This is a genomic window from Mucilaginibacter sp. P25 (assembly GCF_050859465.1).
In the GTDB taxonomy this organism is placed as follows: Bacteria; Bacteroidota; Bacteroidia; order Sphingobacteriales; family Sphingobacteriaceae; genus Mucilaginibacter; species Mucilaginibacter gossypii.
The window spans coordinates 5328765-5346125 of sequence record NZ_CP193937.1; the positions used below are offsets into that span (position 1 = coordinate 5328765).

Sequence of the window (17361 nt, forward strand, 5' to 3'; positions counted from 1 at the left end):
ACGTTTTACTTAAAATTTGATTAAATACCCAAAATCTTAAAAAGCTGTTCATTCTCCAGCTAATTATAAGTTACACCAGTACGTCCATTTTAACGTTAACTGCCTGTTTTTTACTGTATACGGTGATGGCGTGGTATTATCGCCATAAACAATAAACAGGTCGGAAGCAGGCTTATAGCGCCATTGCAGGCGGGTATTAATGTTGATATTATCCACCTGCTCATTATATTGTATATAGGTGGTAAAATACAAGCTATTGGTGAAGGTAACATCAATTTTTGGCCCTACCAGCCAGAACGTATTATGGCCAAATGGCTGCGGCAACCTTAAATCATTGAAGGAGGTATTGATAGCAATATTTACATAAGGTTGAAAACGATAGCCTATTAAACTTGTAACGCTATTGCGTACGCCCTTATCATAATACCCACCGTGCGATGCTTCCAGCAAATAGGTAAACACATTTTGCGGCTTCGATACAAACTGCACATCAATAGTGTTCCAGTTATGCTCAGAGCCGGTAGGTAATAAACCTTTACCGATATTAGTTGGATCATAAGGCCTCAGAAGGCGCACATAATCATTTATACCGGACACCGACAGTGTTGCCCGGTTACGGAATGTGATCAAATATGACAGGATACTTTCATTATCAGTACGGTGAAACGACTCATCGAAGAAATAATTAGAGGTAAGCTGGATGCCATGGCTTAGAATATTACCCTGCTTAGGAAAAAAATTACGGAGTAACAGCGGGCTTAACTTCACATAACCAACACGGGGAACATAGCCTACTTCGGCATTGTAATTTTTACCTACGTACTCCTCCTGCATATAAAGCGTCCAGTATTTGCTCAGGTATTGGAAATGATCGGATACCACGTAATCATGCCCGCTCACGCCGGGCGTAAATGATTTAAGGGCCAGTACTTTGCCTGTCCAGATATTACTGCGCGAGGCAAGGTTAAACTCAGCGCCTATATTACGGTTATAAGCAGTTGATCCGGTGGTGCCGGGAATATTGGCAGTAGCGTCCTTATTTACAAATAGGAAAGCGATATTTGAGCGATCAAGGATCCGTCTTTGCAGGGTAATGATGCCATAGTTTTCAGGAGCCTGCTGGGCGCTGCCCGAGCCGCCTGTTTGAATATCCATAGCGCCAATACGCCAGTCCTTATCTAATTTACCGGTCAATCTTGCTCCAAAATCAATCGGTACGTTGAGGCCTATCCGCCTTGAAAAAAAGGGCGAATATCAGAATAACCAAAGTTGGCAAACAGGTCACCATTTTCTAAAAAAACTGTCGTTTTTCGGGGAAGAAAAGTTCGTATCTGTTGAGGTTGATCACCTGTTGATCAACATCAACCTGCGAAAAATCGGGATTGACTGTTAAATCGAGGTTAAGGGCTGGTGTAACGGAGATCTTGGCGTCCCCTCCTATTTCATGTTTATATTCGGTTTTGGTATTATGCTGATAATCTTTAGATAAACCCGTAAGCGCGTATGGAATTATAGATACGTTGCTGCTGGCTGTTGGGGGCGCTTCGTCCCAAACAAGTGTGCCGGTATAAGCCAATGAAGCTGTAGGGAATTGCCGTGGGATGGGTGTCCAGCTTGATTTTTCGGCAGTCTTGAGATCATTACGGCTAAAGTTGATCCCCCATTCCTTTATGCCTTTTTTATAACGGATACTCTTAAATGGAATAGATGCTTCCCAAACCCATTTATCAGGATAATTTTTTACTGCCGAATACCAGCGGTTATCCCAGCTCAGGTCAACCTTGCCGCCTTCATACATGCTGCCGTCCCACTGCCCTCCCGCCGCGTTGGCACCAAAACTAAAGCCATCGGTGCGGGCATCAAATGGGTCCATGAAAATCAGGAAGTTATCATTTTTTACAAAACTGAAATCACGTTTTAACGATTCAACCATGTAAGGCCCCGGTACCGAATTATAATTGATAGCTATGATGTACAGGTTTTTATCATCGTAGGTCATCCGCACCTCGGTTTTAACAGTAGCCTTGCTGGTATCCATCGGCAGCACCATGAAAAAATCTCCCGCCGAATCAGCTTGCATCCAGGCCTGCTCATTCATCACTCCGTCTATATTAATAGCCGAAGCAGCCCTGCGGATATGGTACTTATACCCCGCGTTCTTTTTTTGAGCCGATGCATAAAAGGAGGTTATACAGCATAAGATGATGAGCAAGAATGTTTTTGCCGAAAGGCGGCAATAGCGTTTTAAGGGCATTAAGATAAGGGTATATAAACTTATTGGTTCACGAATTTTAAAACTACATTTTTTTAGTAAAAGTAAATGCCTTGTATCATATAATTTACCGCTCGGTTTCTCCATGCAATTAGCTATACACCTACTAATCAGTAAAATATGCTCAACTCAGGTAAATTAAGTTTATTCTTATAATGAAACAGCCCGCTTAACCAATCGGTTAAGCGGGCTGTTGGTTACCCGTTATCATAGGTTTGAAATCCTGCGGACTTTGAAAGGCAATGACAAAGCCAGAGAAGAAAGACTTACGAAGTTTGAAAAGTTCTTAAGTCTGGCTTCTACAACGTGTCATGGGTAAATTTTTATTTTGACAATGTTAATTAATACTCTCCAGCATCTTAATGTACAACTCAATGCCCTCCCTGATCTCATCTACATAAACAAACTCATCGGCAGTATGTGAACGTGCGGAATCGCCGGGGCCAACTTTTATGGAAGGGATATCCAGCAATGATTGATCTGATGTTGTTGGTGAGCCATAGGTGGTACGGCCAAGCGCTATACCAGCCTGAACTATGGGATGTTCTTTAGGGATAGATGATGGTTTTAACCTGATAGAACGCGGTTTTACATCGCTGGCAACATGCTCACGGATAATCTCCAGCACTTCCTCATTACGGTAAGCATCAGTTACACGCACGTCAACGGTATACACGCAGCTGGCAGGCACAACGTTGTGTTGTGAGCCAGCATTAATAATAGTCACCGACATTTTTATCGGCCCAAAAACTTCTGATTCTTTCGGAAATTTAAAAGTACGGAACCATTCAATATCTGTTAACGCTTTGTAGATAGCGTTCTCCCCTTCTTCGCGGGCGGCATGTCCGGCACGGCCATGAGCAGTGCAATCTAACACCATTAAACCCCGTTCGGCAATTGCCAACTGCATCAGGGTTGGCTCACCTACTATACCAAAAGATAGTTGCCCCAAATCGGGAATGATCAGTTCCAGACCATTTACGCCTGAAATTTCTTCTTCGGCGGTAGTCGCCAGACAGAAATTATATTTCAGGTTTTCCTTATCATGAAAATAAAGAAATACCGCTATAAGTGAAACCAGGCAGCCCCCGGCATCATTACTACCAAGGCCATATAATTTACCATCTTCAATTTTGGCATCGTAAGGATCGCGTGTATAGCCCGAATTGGGCTTTACGGTATCATGATGTGAGTTAAGGAGGATAGTTTCTTTAGCCGGGTCGAAATGTTTATTCCAGGCCCAGATATTGTTAAGCTTACGATGAGTGGTTACCCCATGCGACTGCAGGAATTCGTTGATCAGATCGGCGGTGCGGTCTTCCTCTTTACTAAACGATGGAATGGATATTAGTTGTTGCAGTAATGTTACCGCCAGTTGAAATAAATTGCTTGTGTCAGTCATAAATTTAAGGGTTATCCCTTGTAATGAACGGGCAAAATTAACACTTTTTATTTATGTGGATGAAATACATTTCCTGAACATTAAGTCACTTTAATAGATTTACAAGTAACTTAATATTCACCTAACGCAAACATTACATATCATTTGTAATCTGCACATTTTCAAATCTGCTCATCTTCCATTTTTGAATGTTTGCGGGTATCATTCATGGTGATATATAAAACCAACGATAGCCCGATACAAACAGTTACATACCAATAAAACCATTGCGCATGATGTTCATTTTTGAACCACAGGGCAATATATTCGGCAGTGCCGCCAAACAGGGATACGGCTATTGCATAAGGAAAACCTACGCCCAGGGCGCGCACATTGGCCGGAAAAAGTTCGGCCTTAACAACAGCATTGATTGAGGTATAGCCGCTTACAATGACCAGCGCGCAAAGGATCAGCGCGAATGCAACCCATACATCTTTAGTATGGCTTAGCAATGTCATGATAGGAATTGTACAAAGCGTACCCAATATGCCGAAACCAATTAGTAATGGCTTCCGGCCAACTTTATCCGACAGTAAGCCAAATAAAGGTTGTATCACCATAAATACAGCTAATGTTAAGGTTGAGATGAGCGTAGCGGCGCTCTTACTGAAGCCGGACGTATTAACCAAAAACTTTTGCATATAGGTGGTAAAGGTGTAAAACGCCAGTGTGCCGCCAATGGTTAATCCAATTACCGTAAAAACAGCATTAGGATGCTCTGTTAAAGCTTTTATAGTGCCATTCAAGGCATCAGCTTTTTTACTTTCTTTATCAAACGATGCTGATTCCTGTAAGCTTCGCCTTAAATACATAGTGGTGACAGCCAGTATTGCCCCGATTCCAAATGGAATGCGCCAACCCCAGTCATGCAATTGTTTTTCAGATAAAAACGCTCTTTGCAGCAAAACCAAAACACCCAATGCCAGTAATTGCCCCATAATGAGCGTTACATATTGAAAGCTTGAGTAAAAACCACGGTGCTTTTTTGTAGCCATTTCACTCAGGTAAGTGGCGCTGGTTCCATACTCCCCTCCTACGCTCAGGCCCTGGATAATGCGGGCCAACACCAGCAGTATAGGCGCAGCAACACCGATGGTTTTGTAGCCAGGTGTTATAGCAATGATCAATGAACCAACGCTCATAAGCAATACAGAAAATGTAAGCGCAGTTTTACGGCCGCGCTTATCCGCAAAGGTCCCCATTACCCAACCGCCTATAGGGCGCATTAAAAAGCCGATGGCAAAAATACCGGCTGTGTTTAAAAGCTGTACGGTTTGATTATCTGAAGGAAAAAAGCATCTGAAAAATAAAGGGAAAAGGCAGTGTAAGCATACCAGTCATACCATTCAACCAAATTTCCCAGCGATCCGCCGATGATGGACTTGATGCGTCCGCCCGTGGTTTGGGGTATTGGTGATTTTATTCCATTCATAGGTTTGGCAGATATTGTTGGTTTCCGTAATATTAGGAGTTTTAAAATAGAGGCGCAATACCAATATAATAACCGGCATATTTGCTTTAATAAAAACTTATTCACACAATAACGCTATCAACCATTCAGCCAAACCACAACCATGCTTTTCACCGAAGATTTTTTGCATTACATCTGGAAATTCAGGCTTTTTGAGCGCGAAAACCTTCAAACTGTAGATGGAGAGGAACTGGAAATCTTTTCGGCCGGGCTGCACAATTCAGATTCAGGTCCAGATTTTCATAATGCGGGGATCCGTATTGGCGAGACTGTTTGGGCAGGTAATGTAGAAGTGCATCTTTCCGCGTCCGACTGGCAAAAGCATGGCCATACTAATGATGGCGCTTATGATAATGTGATATTACATGTAGTTTATCGTAACGATGCGCAGTTGTTTTTACCAAATGGGCGCAAAGTTCCAACGCTTGAACTGCAAAGCCGTATTAGTGAAGCGCTTTACAACAAATATCATAAACTGGTTTTCGGTAACCAGAGTTTTATACCCTGCGAAAACGGCATCGCTACAGTGGATGCCCTCACCATGCAAAACTGGCTTACCCGCGTGCTGGTTGAGCGGATGGAAAAACGATCGGCAAATGTGGCAGCGGCTCTGGCACTTAATAAAGGCGATTGGGAGGAAACTTTTTACCAGTTTTTAGCGGCAAACTTTGGTTTTAAAGTAAACGCCCTGCCGTTTGAGCTGATGGCTAAATCGCTGCCTCAGCTTATCCTCGCCAAAAACAAAAACAGCCCGATGCAAATTGAAGCTTTGATATTTGGGCAGGCAGGCTTTTTAGAGGGTGAATTTAAAGATGATTATCCCCTCAAACTTCAAAAGGAGTATGAATATCTGCGTAAAAAATACAACCTTAAACCTATAGAAAGCCACCTGTGGAAGTTTATGCGGCTAAGGCCCCAAAACTTTCCAACCATCAGGCTGGCGCAATTTGCCGCACTTATCGTACAGTCAAACCACCTGTTATCTAAAATATTAGAGATTAAAGAGGTAAAAGCACTGCGTAGTTTATTTACAGAGATCAAAGTAAACGATTACTGGGAGGACCATTACCGGTTTGATGTACAATCCAAGCCGTCATCGAAAAATATGGGCGATGGTTCTGTTGATATTTTGCTGCTCAATGCAGTGGCCTTGTTCCTGTTTAGTTACGGCAAGCAGCATCAGCAGCAATATTATATTAGCCGTAGTCTTAAATTGTTAGAAAATTTACCGGCCGAAAAAAACAATATTATTGCTGATTTTGTTAACTTAGGAGTGAAAATTGAAACTGCGTTTGAATCACAGGCATTGCTTGAGTTAAAAAATAATTACTGCAACTATAAGAAATGCCTGCAATGCGGCGTTGGTAATAAGATACTAAAACTGGCTTGACACCATGCTACAGCGGATACTTACTTTTTTTGAACGGTACTCTTTTGGTGTATGCACCTACCTTGGCGAACGCTTTAATATCTCGATCTCCAAGATCAGGCTTTTCTTTATCTACTCCTCATTCCTGGCGGTAGGCTTCCCGCTTATATTTTATTTTTTTGCAGGTATTGTGTTGGATATCCGCAACTTCATTAAACGCAAGCATACCGGGGTTACTGATCTTTAACCGCTGATCGTTTCTGATTACGTTGATTTCGCTGATTTATATTAGGAGATCTCACCGACTATTTCCTGATTTCACCGATTTTGATTAGTGAAAGCACATCTTACATTAAACCAATTTGCCAGTTTTTACAGCATCTTGTAAGTTGCGCACCTTAAATTTGGGAGTATAGCAATATTGGGCCAGTTGTTTAACCCATGTAGTATTGTAGCCAAACATCAGTTTAATAACTTTTACCCGGGTTGAGCCTTTGGGATAGCCATATTTATACCAACTGAATTTAGATGGATCTATATTGAACTGTTCGGCAAAATCGGCAAGAAAAAGGTCTATCTCAATGTCAAAAATATCCAGATCAAGATCAATACTAGTATCGAGGTTCAGGCTATGCGGATCAACCTTATGTATCTTATACCTGTTGCAATAATCAACTATAAATTCTTTTAAGGGTGGCAGTATCTCTTCCATTTAAACGAATGTTAATTTGACCATTTAAGTTATGAGACGTAGCTTTTGAAATAAGGTTGCATACAAATTTACTTTATTTTTAAATCGTTTAAATTGAACCTGATAGTTCATAAATGTTAAATATTTATTGCTGTACAATGGAGCTTTATGCTACTAAAATCAACCCGATGTATTATTATTGCACCAGGTAAACCAGATACTTCAAATGAACCTAAAAGTAATTGCCTTTGATGCCGACGACACCCTTTGGGTAAATGAACCTTACTTTCAAGCTACCGAAGAAAGGTTTTGCAGCCTGCTCGAAAATTTTTCGCCACAGCACACCATTTCCAAAGAGCTTTTTAAAGTTGAGGTTGATAACCTCCCACTTTATGGCTACGGGATAAAAGGCTATATCCTCAGCATGATAGAGGCAGCATTGAGCATTTCTGAAAAAAATATTAGCGTTGATGTAGTGGAAACCATATTACAATATGGTAAGGATATGCTTAATCAACCGATAGAGTTACTGAACGAGGTAGAACATGTTTTATCCTCATTAAAAGATCATTACAGGCTGGTGGTAGCCACCAAAGGCGATCTGCTTGACCAGGAGCGGAAGCTCAAAAATCAGGGCTGGCACATTACTTTCACCATATCGAAATTATGAGTGATAAAAAGGAGGATGATTATATCAAGCTGATCAAACACCTTGACATCAATCCCGATGAGTTTATGATGATCGGCAATTCCTTAAAATCAGATGTAATGCCCGTGATCAACATTGGCGGGCATGCTGTTCACGTACCCTATCATACAACATGGGCGCACGAACATGTAGAAACCGTTTTAACACACAAAAACTTCAAACATGTGCATAAGATCAGTGAAGTATTGGAATTTGTGAAGTTCTAAGTCTTGAGTCCTAAGTCGATTATACCAATTTAACTTTTGACTCAAGACTTAGAACTTAAAACTTAGGACTTAAACGCTCTTCTCCATTACAATCAGCTCAATATGCTGTTTGGCATCCCCAAAACGGCCATGTGCATGAAAAGGCTGAATTTCGCCGGTTGGTTTGTAGCCGCGGCGCTCATACCAGCTTATCAGTTCGGAGCGGATGCTAATTACTGTCATAGTTAAAGTATTGCAGTTATACTTACGCGCGTAAACTTCAGCTTCTTCTATCAGTGCGCGGCCCACTCCTTTATTCTGCAATAATGGCGATACACTAAACATGCCAACATACAACTTTGGAGTTCTGACTTCAAGATAAACAGTACCTGTAATATTGCCCTCCTCATCAGTATGCTTTAAAATGATGATATTTTCATCATTCATATACCCCGTCAGAGTTTGTTCATCAATGCGGGAGCCGCCAATTAAGTCGGCCTCAGTTGTCCAACCCCGTTTTGAGCTTTCACCACGGTAAGCGCTGTTTACTAAAACATTAAGTTCGGGTACGTCGGTAAGGGTAGCTTGGGTTATTACAGGCATATGATTAATTTAAGGATGCCAAAGGTAGTATTTGCGAATTTTAAATAAAAGCTATAACCCATAATTTTAAAGTCCGCGCACTTATATCAAATGACATTAAAAAAGCCATAAGTTTTAAAACCAAGCTGTATATTTAGTAGTTAATAACACATCTGTTTATATTAAATCCCGCCATGGCTTTTATAGATTATTACAAAGTATTAGAGCTCGACAAAAATGCATCCGAAAAGGATATTAAAAATGCTTACCGTAAACTGGCCCGCAAATATCACCCCGATCTTAACCCTAATGACGAAGATGCCCACAAAAAATTCCAGCAGCTAAACGAAGCAAATGAAGTATTAAGTGACCCGGAAAAGCGAAAGAAATACGATAAATATGGCGAGAACTGGCAGCACGGCGAAGCATACGAACAACAAGCGCGCCAACAAGCCGGTGCACAAGGAGGTTTTGGTGGTTATGGCGGCTTTACCGGAGCCGAAGGATTTGGCAGTGCCGAAGGGTTTGGAAGTGACGAGTTTTCAGATTTCTTTCAATCGATGTTTGGCGGCGCAGGAGGCGCGCGTAGCGGCAGGCAGGCAAAATATCGCGGGCAGGACTATAATGCCTCGTTAAGTTTAAACCTTCGAGACGTTCTTGAAACACATAAGCAAACGTTGACTGTCAATGGCAAAAATATCCGGATAACCATACCCGCAGGTATTGAAAACGGACAAACTATCAAAATAGCCGGGCATGGCGCCCCGGGTGTAAACGGCGGCCCCGCCGGAGATCTGTATATTCAGTTTAGTGTTGCACCTGATGCAAATTTCAAGCGTGATGGTAACAATTTGTACACCACGTTGAAACTTGACCTGTACACTGCAGTTTTAGGTGGCGAAATAACTGCCGATACATTAAACGGCAAAGTTAAAGTGAAAGTAAAACCTGAAACTCAAAATGGCATTAAAGTAAAGCTCAAAGGCAAAGGTATGCCCGTTTACAAAAAAGAAAATGAATTTGGCGATCTGTACCTGACCTATGATATTCAAACCCCTACCAACCTCACCGAAAAGCAGAAACAATTATTTGAAGAACTGGCAAAATCCTCAGCCTAAATTTAAAACATTATGAAAACAGCAGAATTAATAGCAGCAAACGATTTTTGTGTATATCATAATGTTGAATACACGTTCATTACATCTTTACATGAAGCGGGACTGGTTGAAGTAACCATCATTAATGAAACTGTCTTCATCCCTCAAACTGAGCTTCAAAAGCTGGAAAAACTGGTGAGCTTGTACGAATTGGATATTAACGTAGCCGGCATTGAAGCTATCTCTCACCTGCTTAACCGGGTTGAAAAATTACAGGAAGATATGCGGTATTTAAAAAACAGGTTGAGCTTATATGAATAAGAAAGCTTTCTTTTTAGGAATGCTTAAACCAAATATTTATTCATCATTCGCTCGCTTACAATATTGGCTTCATCGATAACACGTTCTGGATATCCCATGGATTTGAGTATGGCGATTCCGTTAGTGTTTTCAAGCAGGCCCTGCTTCAGGATATAGTCAAATACCAGGATGCGCCCGTCTTTTGATTCTGAAAAGGAATATACAACAAAATCCTCGTCGAGCAGCTGGGCCAGCTCAAGGTCGTGGGTTGATACAAAAACAAAATTTTGGTTAGCGGTAATGTACGAAAGCACAGACTTTGCTGCGGCTATACGTTCGATGGTATTGGTACCTCTGAAAATCTCATCAATGATCACCATGCTTTTTATATCCTCTTTCTGAGAACTGTTATCAATGATATCTAAAATAGCTAAGGCCTGTGCCTGAAAATAACTCTTGTGTTCATCAATGTTATCGCTGGTTTTGATGCTGGTTTGTATTTTGAGAAAAGGAGCCTTGTAGGCCTTTGCACAACTTGTAAATATAGTTTGCGATAGCAGCGTATTTAATGCCAGCGCTTTAATAAATGTAGTTTTGCCAGACATGTTTGACCCTGTGATCAATGCCCCCCTGTCTGCATTAGTTGTATAAAGGGAATTAGTTACACAATTAGCTACCAATGGGTGAAAAAGTTCGGTAATCTCTATTTTGCCATCAACACCCATAAACGCGGGTTTTGAATAAAAAGGCATACCGTCACGTATTGATTGTATAGCTATCAGCGTATCGGCCCTGCCAATAAATTTATACACTTCTTTAATATCCTCGCGGTATTTACTGACTTGTTTTAATGATGATGTATAAGTATTGGGCTCAATCACAAAAAGCAGTTTAAACAAATGGAAGGCTGCGTAAGCAATATCACTTTTACCATTCACGAAGCCGCTTTCTATGTTTACAAACTTAAGCGCTCGTTTTAAACCTCTTAGGCTGGAAAGGGAACACTTTACGTCGTGTACCTGACCAAATTTCCCGCTTTTAGCTAACGCCATTGCAACTTTATACATAACCAGCAATTGCGGTAACGATTTGGTATATCCTGAAATAGCCTTGCGGTTGCTGAAGTAAATAACAATGTTGTACGCAAACAACAATAGCAAAAAGATAAAGCTGAAAATGTTAGGAATAACAATCAGCGATAATAACGCAGCCAGGATCAGAAAAGGTGAAACCTTTATATAAAAATTAATTACCGATGCAAATACCGGTTCATGTGCCCTGAGAAAAAGATCGGCTATAAAGTAAGCATCGGGGTGGTTAAGTTTTGACAATTCCACTTCAAGCAATTCGCGGCCGGGTATATCCATGTTAAGATCCTCAATATCATTGTCGAGGTCATGCAAAACATCAAGCTCGGTTGTAGGGCAATGTAATAAATTAAACAAGTATTGTTTACCAGGGTTACTGTTTGTTCTGTCGATATAATTGAAAACACTTATCAGGTCAAGATCGTCGGCTGTTTGAGCCGAAAGCTTGTTTTTACTGTCTTCCGAATCCAGGTAAATCTTTATTAAGTCAAAGTTTCGGCGGGCGTTAATCGGTTTGCCCCACTTCTCCTGAATTTTTATCAGCTGCTTTTTTGTCCAGCGTAATTTATCATAATACGACTTAATATAAAGCACTCCAATTACGATAAAGACAACTATCGCAGAAAAAACAAAGTAATACATATCTAAAAATATAAAAATTTAATTAAACCAACTTATCCATCGCCAGTCATAATTATGTATTACAATTCAGGTATTAACTAAAATTTATGACCATGAAATTTATGCGATTTTCAATAATAGCTTTTGTGATGATGTTTTCATTTCAATTTGCAAAAGCTCAAAGTATAAGTATAAGCGCACATTTTGGCCGTCCTTATCATAGGGTAGTTTACACAAGCGGATATTACGGAACACCTGTTTACTATGGCAGGGACGTCTACTATGACCAGCCTGTCTATTATGGTCGTCCACGCTATTACGCAACAGGATATTATGACGCGCCGGTATACTATCAAAGGCATTATCGTGTTCATCGTTACTGCAGGCACTGGTAAAAACAAAAAGCCTCCGGATTTCCGGGGCTTTCTTACAATAAGCAACTATGCCAGTATAAAACGGTCATATAATTAACCAATACTATTTAGATATACACAAAATTAGCCCCATTAAAAATGAGAAGTATCAAGGGTTGTGTTAAAATACAGGCAGTTTATTACTCAAATGTTACTTGGATTTATCCTTAAAAAAAGAATGTAATGCCCGTTGCGTAAATTCCGATAAAACCAATTCACCGCTTATAGCCGCACGTTGTTTAAGCAAATCATCCCAATCAGCAGTGCCTTCCCAAAGTACCTGTTTTAATCCGGTAAGTGCTGCCGGGTTATATAAAGCTAATTTTCGAGTAAGCTCATATACAGCCGCATCAAGGCTTGGAGTATCTTCATAAACCTCATTATACAAGCCGTTTTGCTTTGCCCATTGGGCAGTTTGAAAATCTGAAGCCCTGATAGTGACCTGGGAAAATGCTGATAACCCTATTTTACGGATCACAGCGGGGGCTATCACAAAGGGGCCAATACCTATAGCAAGCTCGCTTAACTTTATTGATGCCGCCTCGCTGGCCAGGCAATAATCGGCAGCGGCGGCAAGGCCAACCCCTCCTCCAACTGCTTTCCCCTGTACCCTCGCAATTATTATTTTGGGGCATTTGCGGCAGGCACTAATCACATTGGAAAACCCTTCAAAAAATAACGCGCCGGTTTCCCTATCCTTAATTTGCAACAGCTCGTCAAAGCTTGCACCCGCGCAAAAAGTACGATCTCCCGCGCTCTTTAAAACAATGACTTTTGTTTCCGGGTTATTACCGGCACTGAATATCGCATCGGCAAGTTGTTTTAATAGCGCCGAGGGCAGGGAGTTTTGTGCCGGATGATAAAAACAAATGGTGGTTACACCGTCAGGCTCATATGTAACGGATATATTTTCGTTTTCGGCAGACATATTTTATGTTTTATATCAGGTGGTTTTCCAACCAATATCAGAAGTATTTATGTCAACTGCAATTTTGAACCGAAATAAACAATGCTTACTTTTCAAGCAAGGGCAACTCAAAATAAAAGGTAGCGCCTGCACCAAGCTCACTTTCGACCCCTATATCGCCGCTATGATTATTAATGATCTCAGCTGAGATATAAAGCCCCATACCAAGGCCGCTCGTCATAAATTTTTTATCCTCAACACGATAAAACCGCTCAAAAATATGCTCGATCTGCGCGGCCGACAATCCGATGCCAAAGTCCGTTACTGATACACGTACCTTTCCGTTTATATTACCGGTTTCAATAATGATATTTTTATTTTCGGTTGAGTATTTTACAGAATTGTTAATGAAATTTATCAGTACCTGTTCCAGTCGCCCGGCATTTCCATCTATAAAAAAATCAGTTTCCGATTTATTGATAAAATTAAATTCAGGGTATAGGTGGATAGCGTTTTCTAAAGTTGACGCTACCAGGTCGCGAAGATTTATTTTCGCCCTGGCATATTCAAGCCCTCCCGCATGAATTTTACTTACATCAAGCAAATCGTTAACCAAACGCTGAAGCTTATTTAAAGCAGTGCCGGCCTTTTCAATATATTGTTTTACTATTGAGGGAACTTCCTCCTTTTTATAAGCCAAAATAAGCTGTAAATAACCTTTCAGGCTGGTTAAAGGTGTTTTAAGTTCATGGCTGGCCACACCAATAAACTCATCCTTTAAATCAAGCTGCTTTTTCTGTTCTTCGATATCTGTTGCGGTCCCTACCCAAAAAGAATTTCTCCATTATCATCTCTTAACGGCACTGCGCGGTTAAGGTGCCAGCGATAAGTATTATCCCAGCGGAGGTATCTGTTTTCAAGTTCATAAACACTCCCGCTTTGCAAAGATTCGAGGTAAGCACTCATTGTTTTTTGCAGATCATCTGGGTGTACGATCTGTTGCCAGCCCCAGCCTGCTGTTTCACCATATCGCCTGCCCGTATAATCAAACCAGCGCTGATTATAAAAATCGACTTCGCCACCGGGCAAATCTCGTCCAGGTCATTTGAGTAATGTTATTAGCCAGCAACTTAAAATGTTCCCTACTGATAAGCAAATCATTGGTACGCTCCCTCACAGTATCTTCCAGATCATTATTCAGCCTCTCGGCAATATTCTGAGCTTCTTCAAGCTGATCATTTTTAATTTTCAGCTCCCATTCGGTTTCCTTTTGAGCAGTCAAATCGGTCAGGATCAAACTCAATGCCGTTCCTTCATCAAGATCAAGTGTGGTAGATGATAATAAACAGGGAGTCAGTTTACCATCCCGATTTGATAACAAAACCTCGCCCTTACAATCGGCATTCCAGCCATCCCTAATTATCTGCTTATATTTTTCCACCGAAACTTCGGCAACAAAAGCGTTAAAATCCAGCCCGATCACTTTTTCTAACGGTTCATTAACCATAGCCGCAAAACTCGAATTGCTATATAATATAGTACCGTCGCCATTCAACGTAACCGCTCCTTCGTTCATTTTTTCAATAAAAACGCGGTAGGTTTGGTCGGCCGTTTTCAACGTATAAAGCTGGTGGCCTTCATCATCTTTAACTATAAAGGCATCAACCTGGCCATTACGAATAGCAGAAATGACGTCGGTAGCTTCTTCTAATTGATATCGAAGCTTATTGTTTTCCGCAAGCAACTGCTCATATGTAAGTTTGTCCGGCTCCATAATTAGCTTTCTGTAAATATTCCCAGCCCTTTTAAAACTTTGTCTGTATTTGACATATCTCCGATAAGCTTGCGTTCAACGCCGGGAGATTTTTTAATAAGTAAAGGCAATGCTATGATCTGTTCTTCCCGTGCGATGAGCGGTTGCTGGTAAACATCAATTATCTCGAGCTCGTAATTAGGCTTAAGGTACCGCTCACAAATAATTTTTAAGTTGGCTATTGCCCTGACAGAATTGGGCGATGCTCCAATTACAAATAAACGCAATCGAAAAAACTGGTTTTCTCCTTGATCTAAAGGCAATTGGTTTTGCTCGGTCATCTAACTATTTACTTACTGGTATTATATTCAATCCAACCAAAACTTTTTCCTCGTTGCTCAAGTCGCCTATTATTTTGCGAATCGGTTCAGGTACTTTTCTTACCAACGTGGGGATTGCAAATATTTGATCCCCTTCGGCCAGTTGAGGCTGCTGCAGCAAGTCAATTACTTCAATAACATACTGACCTTTCAAATGTTCTTCACAATATTTTTTAAGGTTGGTGAGCGCGGTAACTGATTTAGCAGTTTTGCCCGCTATATACAGCCTTAACTCATATTTTATAACTTCATCCAGTTCCATTATTTTTTCTTTTTGATTTACTTTTAAGCGTATCCGCATTTCCCCGGCGAATGTCGGTTATCTCTTGCCGGTTTCTTTCTATAATATCCTGTTTCAACTCTTCTTCCAGGTATATTTTGTTCAATTCCTCCTCTGTCGACTCAAATTCGGCCTGCAAGCTTGCAATTTTTGATTCAAGCATCATACGCCGGCGCAATATCTCTTTATCTTTACGAGTTATAGCAAACTCCCTTAGTGCCACGCCTGTTTTTTCCCTTAATTTTTGTGCTTCCCTTGCCGATCCTGTGAGCACTCCATCGGGGCCAAGATAAACGTCAACCAGGCTCAGCCCCTTATCGGTAATTGTAAACTCGCGTACCTGGTTTGAATGGCTCATACCGCGCGACTTCATGATGTATAACCCCCTGTTACGCTCTCCGTTCGATTCGATATCTCTTACAAGCAGCCAGGTGTCAACTAATGATGATACACCTTCGTCGGTTTGTTCACTTACCACCGTATTTAAACTGAGAGCAGTAAACATAACCGTGATCTGTCTCGTCCTGTAAAAAATCTATCAGCCTTATCAGCATCGATTTTACTTCACTTACCGAACCCACCGTAATGAGGTTTGTAATCGGGTCGAGGATCACCGCTGCGGGCTTAAATCTTTTAATGATCTTGTAAATAGCGACGAGGTGCATTTCAATACCGTAAAGCGTAGGACGCGAGGCATGAAACTCGAGCAAGCCATTGTCGATGTGTTTTTGCAGGTCGAGATTGATTGATTTCATGTTGCGAAGGATCTGCTTAGGCGCCTCCTCGAAAGCAAAATAAAGGCACCTCTTTTTGTTGCCGCAAACTTCATTGGCAAAGCTGGCCGCAATACTTGTTTTACCGGTACCGGCCGTGCCCGAAACGAGGATACTGCTGCCCTGAAAAAAACCCTTGCCTCCAAACATGCTGTCAAGAGAGGGTATCCCTGATGAAATTCTTTCGGATGACACTTCTTTTTCCAATCTTAAAGATGTTACCGGAAGTACAGAAATGCCATCTTCATCAATTAAAAATGGATATTCGTTGGTACCATGCTGTGTACCGCGATATTTTACCACGCGCAAACGACGGGTTGAGATCTGATTTATAACCCTGTGATCAAGCAGGATCACACAATCTGAAACATATTCTTCAAGCCCCTGCCGTGTTAATGAAGAGCCGTCACCTTTTTCGCCGGTTATTATAGCAGTTACACCTTTTTCCTTTAAAAAAGTAAAAAGTCTTCTAAGCTCGGCCCTCAATATAATTTGGTTTGATAAACCCGAAAAAAGATTTTCAAGAGTATCCAGTACTACTCTTTTTGCCCCGATGCTGTCAATAGCAAAGCCTAAGCGAATAAACAAACCTTCCAGGTCATATTCGCCTGTCTCCTCAATCTCGCTTCGGTCTATATGCACATGATCAAGTCTTAATTTTTTATCATCCTGGAGTTTAATTAAATCAAAGCCCAGCGATGCTACGTTCGAAGCCAATTCATCTGCCTTTTCTTCAAAAGCCATAAATACACCGGGCTCGTTAAATTCGGTAGCACCCCTCACGATAAACTCAAGCGACATAAGTGTTTTACCGCAACCCGCTTCACCACATATCAGCGTTGGTCTTCCATTAGGTAAACCACCGCCCGTTATTTCATCTAAACCGGTAATACCGGTAGGAGTTTTGGGCAATTGCTCAAACGTTATAAGCTGCTGTTTTTTATGCAATTTGGTCATAATAAATCCAATCTGTTTAACTACCCGCATACCACAACCATCAAGTATACAGGATTTTGTTTTATTGGTATG

General features: G+C 41.1%; 23 protein-coding genes. 7 read left to right on the plus strand and 16 right to left on the minus strand.

Features of this window, described 5'->3' with window-relative positions; all coding sequences use genetic code 11:
• Positions 1 to 63 precede the first annotated feature (63 nt).
• From ACRQ5D_RS26855 to ACRQ5D_RS26875, 5 genes are all read right to left on the minus strand, one after another.
• The gene (locus tag ACRQ5D_RS26855; protein ID WP_431198416.1) at positions 64 to 1194 is read right to left on the minus strand and encodes a hypothetical protein; all 1131 of its coding nucleotides are present in this window, start codon (positions 1192 to 1194) and stop codon (positions 64 to 66) included.
• A 97-nt stretch (positions 1195 to 1291) separates the two neighbouring features.
• Positions 1292 to 2254, minus strand: coding sequence for a DUF5916 domain-containing protein (locus ACRQ5D_RS26860; protein WP_432327193.1), 963 nt, complete (start codon positions 2252 to 2254; stop codon positions 1292 to 1294).
• 355 nt (positions 2255 to 2609) lie between these two features.
• The gene (locus tag ACRQ5D_RS26865) at positions 2610 to 3674 is read right to left on the minus strand and encodes a M20 family metallo-hydrolase (RefSeq protein WP_091162833.1); all 1065 of its coding nucleotides are present in this window, start codon (positions 3672 to 3674) and stop codon (positions 2610 to 2612) included.
• A gap of 161 nt (positions 3675 to 3835) precedes the next feature.
• A complete protein-coding gene (locus tag ACRQ5D_RS26870) occupies positions 3836 to 5050 on the minus strand; it encodes an MFS transporter (protein WP_431200878.1) in 1215 nt (404 codons plus the stop codon).
• On the minus strand, positions 4972 to 5145 hold the full coding sequence (locus ACRQ5D_RS26875; RefSeq protein WP_431198418.1) for a hypothetical protein: 174 nt from the start codon (positions 5143 to 5145) through the stop codon (positions 4972 to 4974). The genes ACRQ5D_RS26870 and ACRQ5D_RS26875 overlap by 79 nt, the downstream gene beginning before the upstream one ends.
• A 142-nt stretch (positions 5146 to 5287) precedes the next feature.
• Between ACRQ5D_RS26875 and ACRQ5D_RS26880 the strand changes: the two genes are divergently transcribed.
• Both ACRQ5D_RS26880 and ACRQ5D_RS26885 read left to right on the plus strand, forming a co-directional pair.
• Positions 5288 to 6574, plus strand: coding sequence for a DUF2851 family protein (locus tag ACRQ5D_RS26880; protein WP_091162831.1), 1287 nt, complete (start codon positions 5288 to 5290; stop codon positions 6572 to 6574).
• Between the two features lie 4 nt (positions 6575 to 6578).
• On the plus strand, positions 6579 to 6800 hold the full coding sequence (locus ACRQ5D_RS26885) for a PspC domain-containing protein (protein ID WP_022830549.1): 222 nt from the start codon (positions 6579 to 6581) through the stop codon (positions 6798 to 6800).
• Positions 6801 to 6905: 105 nt separating this feature from the next.
• Here the strand turns inward: ACRQ5D_RS26885 and ACRQ5D_RS26890 are convergent, their stop codons facing one another.
• Complete coding sequence (locus tag ACRQ5D_RS26890; protein WP_090526004.1) at positions 6906 to 7265, minus strand: DUF1493 family protein; 360 nt, start codon at positions 7263 to 7265, stop codon at positions 6906 to 6908.
• 205 nt (positions 7266 to 7470) lie between these two features.
• Here ACRQ5D_RS26890 and ACRQ5D_RS26895 point away from each other — a divergent pair, with 205 nt between their 5' ends.
• Both ACRQ5D_RS26895 and ACRQ5D_RS26900 read left to right on the plus strand, forming a co-directional pair.
• Positions 7471 to 7914 (plus strand): HAD family hydrolase, encoded by a 444-nt coding sequence (locus ACRQ5D_RS26895; protein ID WP_432327195.1) that lies wholly within the window; start codon positions 7471 to 7473, stop codon positions 7912 to 7914.
• Entirely contained in the window at positions 7911 to 8159 is a 249-nt protein-coding gene (locus ACRQ5D_RS26900) for a hypothetical protein (protein WP_432327197.1), read from the plus strand. The genes ACRQ5D_RS26895 and ACRQ5D_RS26900 overlap by 4 nt, the downstream gene beginning before the upstream one ends.
• A 69-nt stretch (positions 8160 to 8228) precedes the next feature.
• On the opposite strand, the gene ACRQ5D_RS26905 is transcribed toward ACRQ5D_RS26900, so the two are convergent.
• On the minus strand, positions 8229 to 8741 hold the full coding sequence (locus ACRQ5D_RS26905) for a GNAT family N-acetyltransferase (protein WP_091162829.1): 513 nt from the start codon (positions 8739 to 8741) through the stop codon (positions 8229 to 8231).
• A 173-nt stretch (positions 8742 to 8914) separates the two neighbouring features.
• Here ACRQ5D_RS26905 and ACRQ5D_RS26910 point away from each other — a divergent pair, with 173 nt between their 5' ends.
• Positions 8915 to 9838: a DnaJ C-terminal domain-containing protein gene (locus ACRQ5D_RS26910; RefSeq protein WP_091162828.1), complete on the plus strand. Its 924-nt coding sequence runs from the start codon at positions 8915 to 8917 to the stop codon at positions 9836 to 9838.
• A gap of 12 nt (positions 9839 to 9850) precedes the next feature.
• Complete coding sequence (locus ACRQ5D_RS26915) at positions 9851 to 10138, plus strand: chaperone modulator CbpM (protein ID WP_091162827.1); 288 nt, start codon at positions 9851 to 9853, stop codon at positions 10136 to 10138.
• Between the two features lie 23 nt (positions 10139 to 10161).
• Here ACRQ5D_RS26915 and ACRQ5D_RS26920 read toward each other — a convergent pair whose 3' ends face one another.
• The gene (locus ACRQ5D_RS26920; RefSeq protein WP_091162826.1) at positions 10162 to 11847 is read right to left on the minus strand and encodes a MutS-related protein; all 1686 of its coding nucleotides are present in this window, start codon (positions 11845 to 11847) and stop codon (positions 10162 to 10164) included.
• Positions 11848 to 11939: 92 nt separating this feature from the next.
• Here ACRQ5D_RS26920 and ACRQ5D_RS26925 point away from each other — a divergent pair, with 92 nt between their 5' ends.
• Positions 11940 to 12221, plus strand: a complete 282-nt coding sequence (locus ACRQ5D_RS26925) for a hypothetical protein (protein WP_432327200.1) — start codon at positions 11940 to 11942, stop codon at positions 12219 to 12221.
• 169 nt (positions 12222 to 12390) lie between these two features.
• Here the strand turns inward: ACRQ5D_RS26925 and ACRQ5D_RS26930 are convergent, their stop codons facing one another.
• From ACRQ5D_RS26930 to kaiC, 8 genes are all read right to left on the minus strand, one after another.
• Positions 12391 to 13167: an enoyl-CoA hydratase/isomerase family protein gene (locus tag ACRQ5D_RS26930; RefSeq protein WP_091162824.1), complete on the minus strand. Its 777-nt coding sequence runs from the start codon at positions 13165 to 13167 to the stop codon at positions 12391 to 12393.
• An 85-nt stretch (positions 13168 to 13252) separates the two neighbouring features.
• Positions 13253 to 13954 carry a sensor histidine kinase gene (locus ACRQ5D_RS26935; RefSeq protein ID WP_431200879.1) on the minus strand — a complete coding sequence of 234 codons (702 nt, stop codon included), beginning with the start codon at positions 13952 to 13954 and terminating at the stop codon, positions 13253 to 13255.
• A 14-nt stretch (positions 13955 to 13968) separates the two neighbouring features.
• Complete coding sequence (locus ACRQ5D_RS26940) at positions 13969 to 14235, minus strand: PAS domain-containing protein (RefSeq protein ID WP_432327201.1); 267 nt, start codon at positions 14233 to 14235, stop codon at positions 13969 to 13971.
• Positions 14207 to 14920 (minus strand): PAS domain-containing protein, encoded by a 714-nt coding sequence (locus ACRQ5D_RS26945; RefSeq protein ID WP_432327203.1) that lies wholly within the window; start codon positions 14918 to 14920, stop codon positions 14207 to 14209. Before ACRQ5D_RS26945 ends, ACRQ5D_RS26940 begins: the two co-directional genes overlap by 29 nt.
• Positions 14921 to 14922: 2 nt before the next feature.
• Positions 14923 to 15240 (minus strand): circadian clock KaiB family protein, encoded by a 318-nt coding sequence (locus ACRQ5D_RS26950; RefSeq protein WP_091162822.1) that lies wholly within the window; start codon positions 15238 to 15240, stop codon positions 14923 to 14925.
• A 4-nt stretch (positions 15241 to 15244) separates the two neighbouring features.
• On the minus strand, positions 15245 to 15541 hold the full coding sequence (locus ACRQ5D_RS26955; protein WP_091162821.1) for a circadian clock KaiB family protein: 297 nt from the start codon (positions 15539 to 15541) through the stop codon (positions 15245 to 15247).
• Positions 15528 to 16037 (minus strand): hypothetical protein, encoded by a 510-nt coding sequence (locus ACRQ5D_RS26960; RefSeq protein WP_432327206.1) that lies wholly within the window; start codon positions 16035 to 16037, stop codon positions 15528 to 15530. Before ACRQ5D_RS26960 ends, ACRQ5D_RS26955 begins: the two co-directional genes overlap by 14 nt.
• Positions 16027 to 17289 (minus strand): circadian clock protein KaiC, encoded by a 1263-nt coding sequence (gene kaiC, locus ACRQ5D_RS26965; RefSeq protein ID WP_432327207.1) that lies wholly within the window; start codon positions 17287 to 17289, stop codon positions 16027 to 16029. Before kaiC ends, ACRQ5D_RS26960 begins: the two co-directional genes overlap by 11 nt.
• Positions 17290 to 17361: the final 72 nt, after the last annotated feature.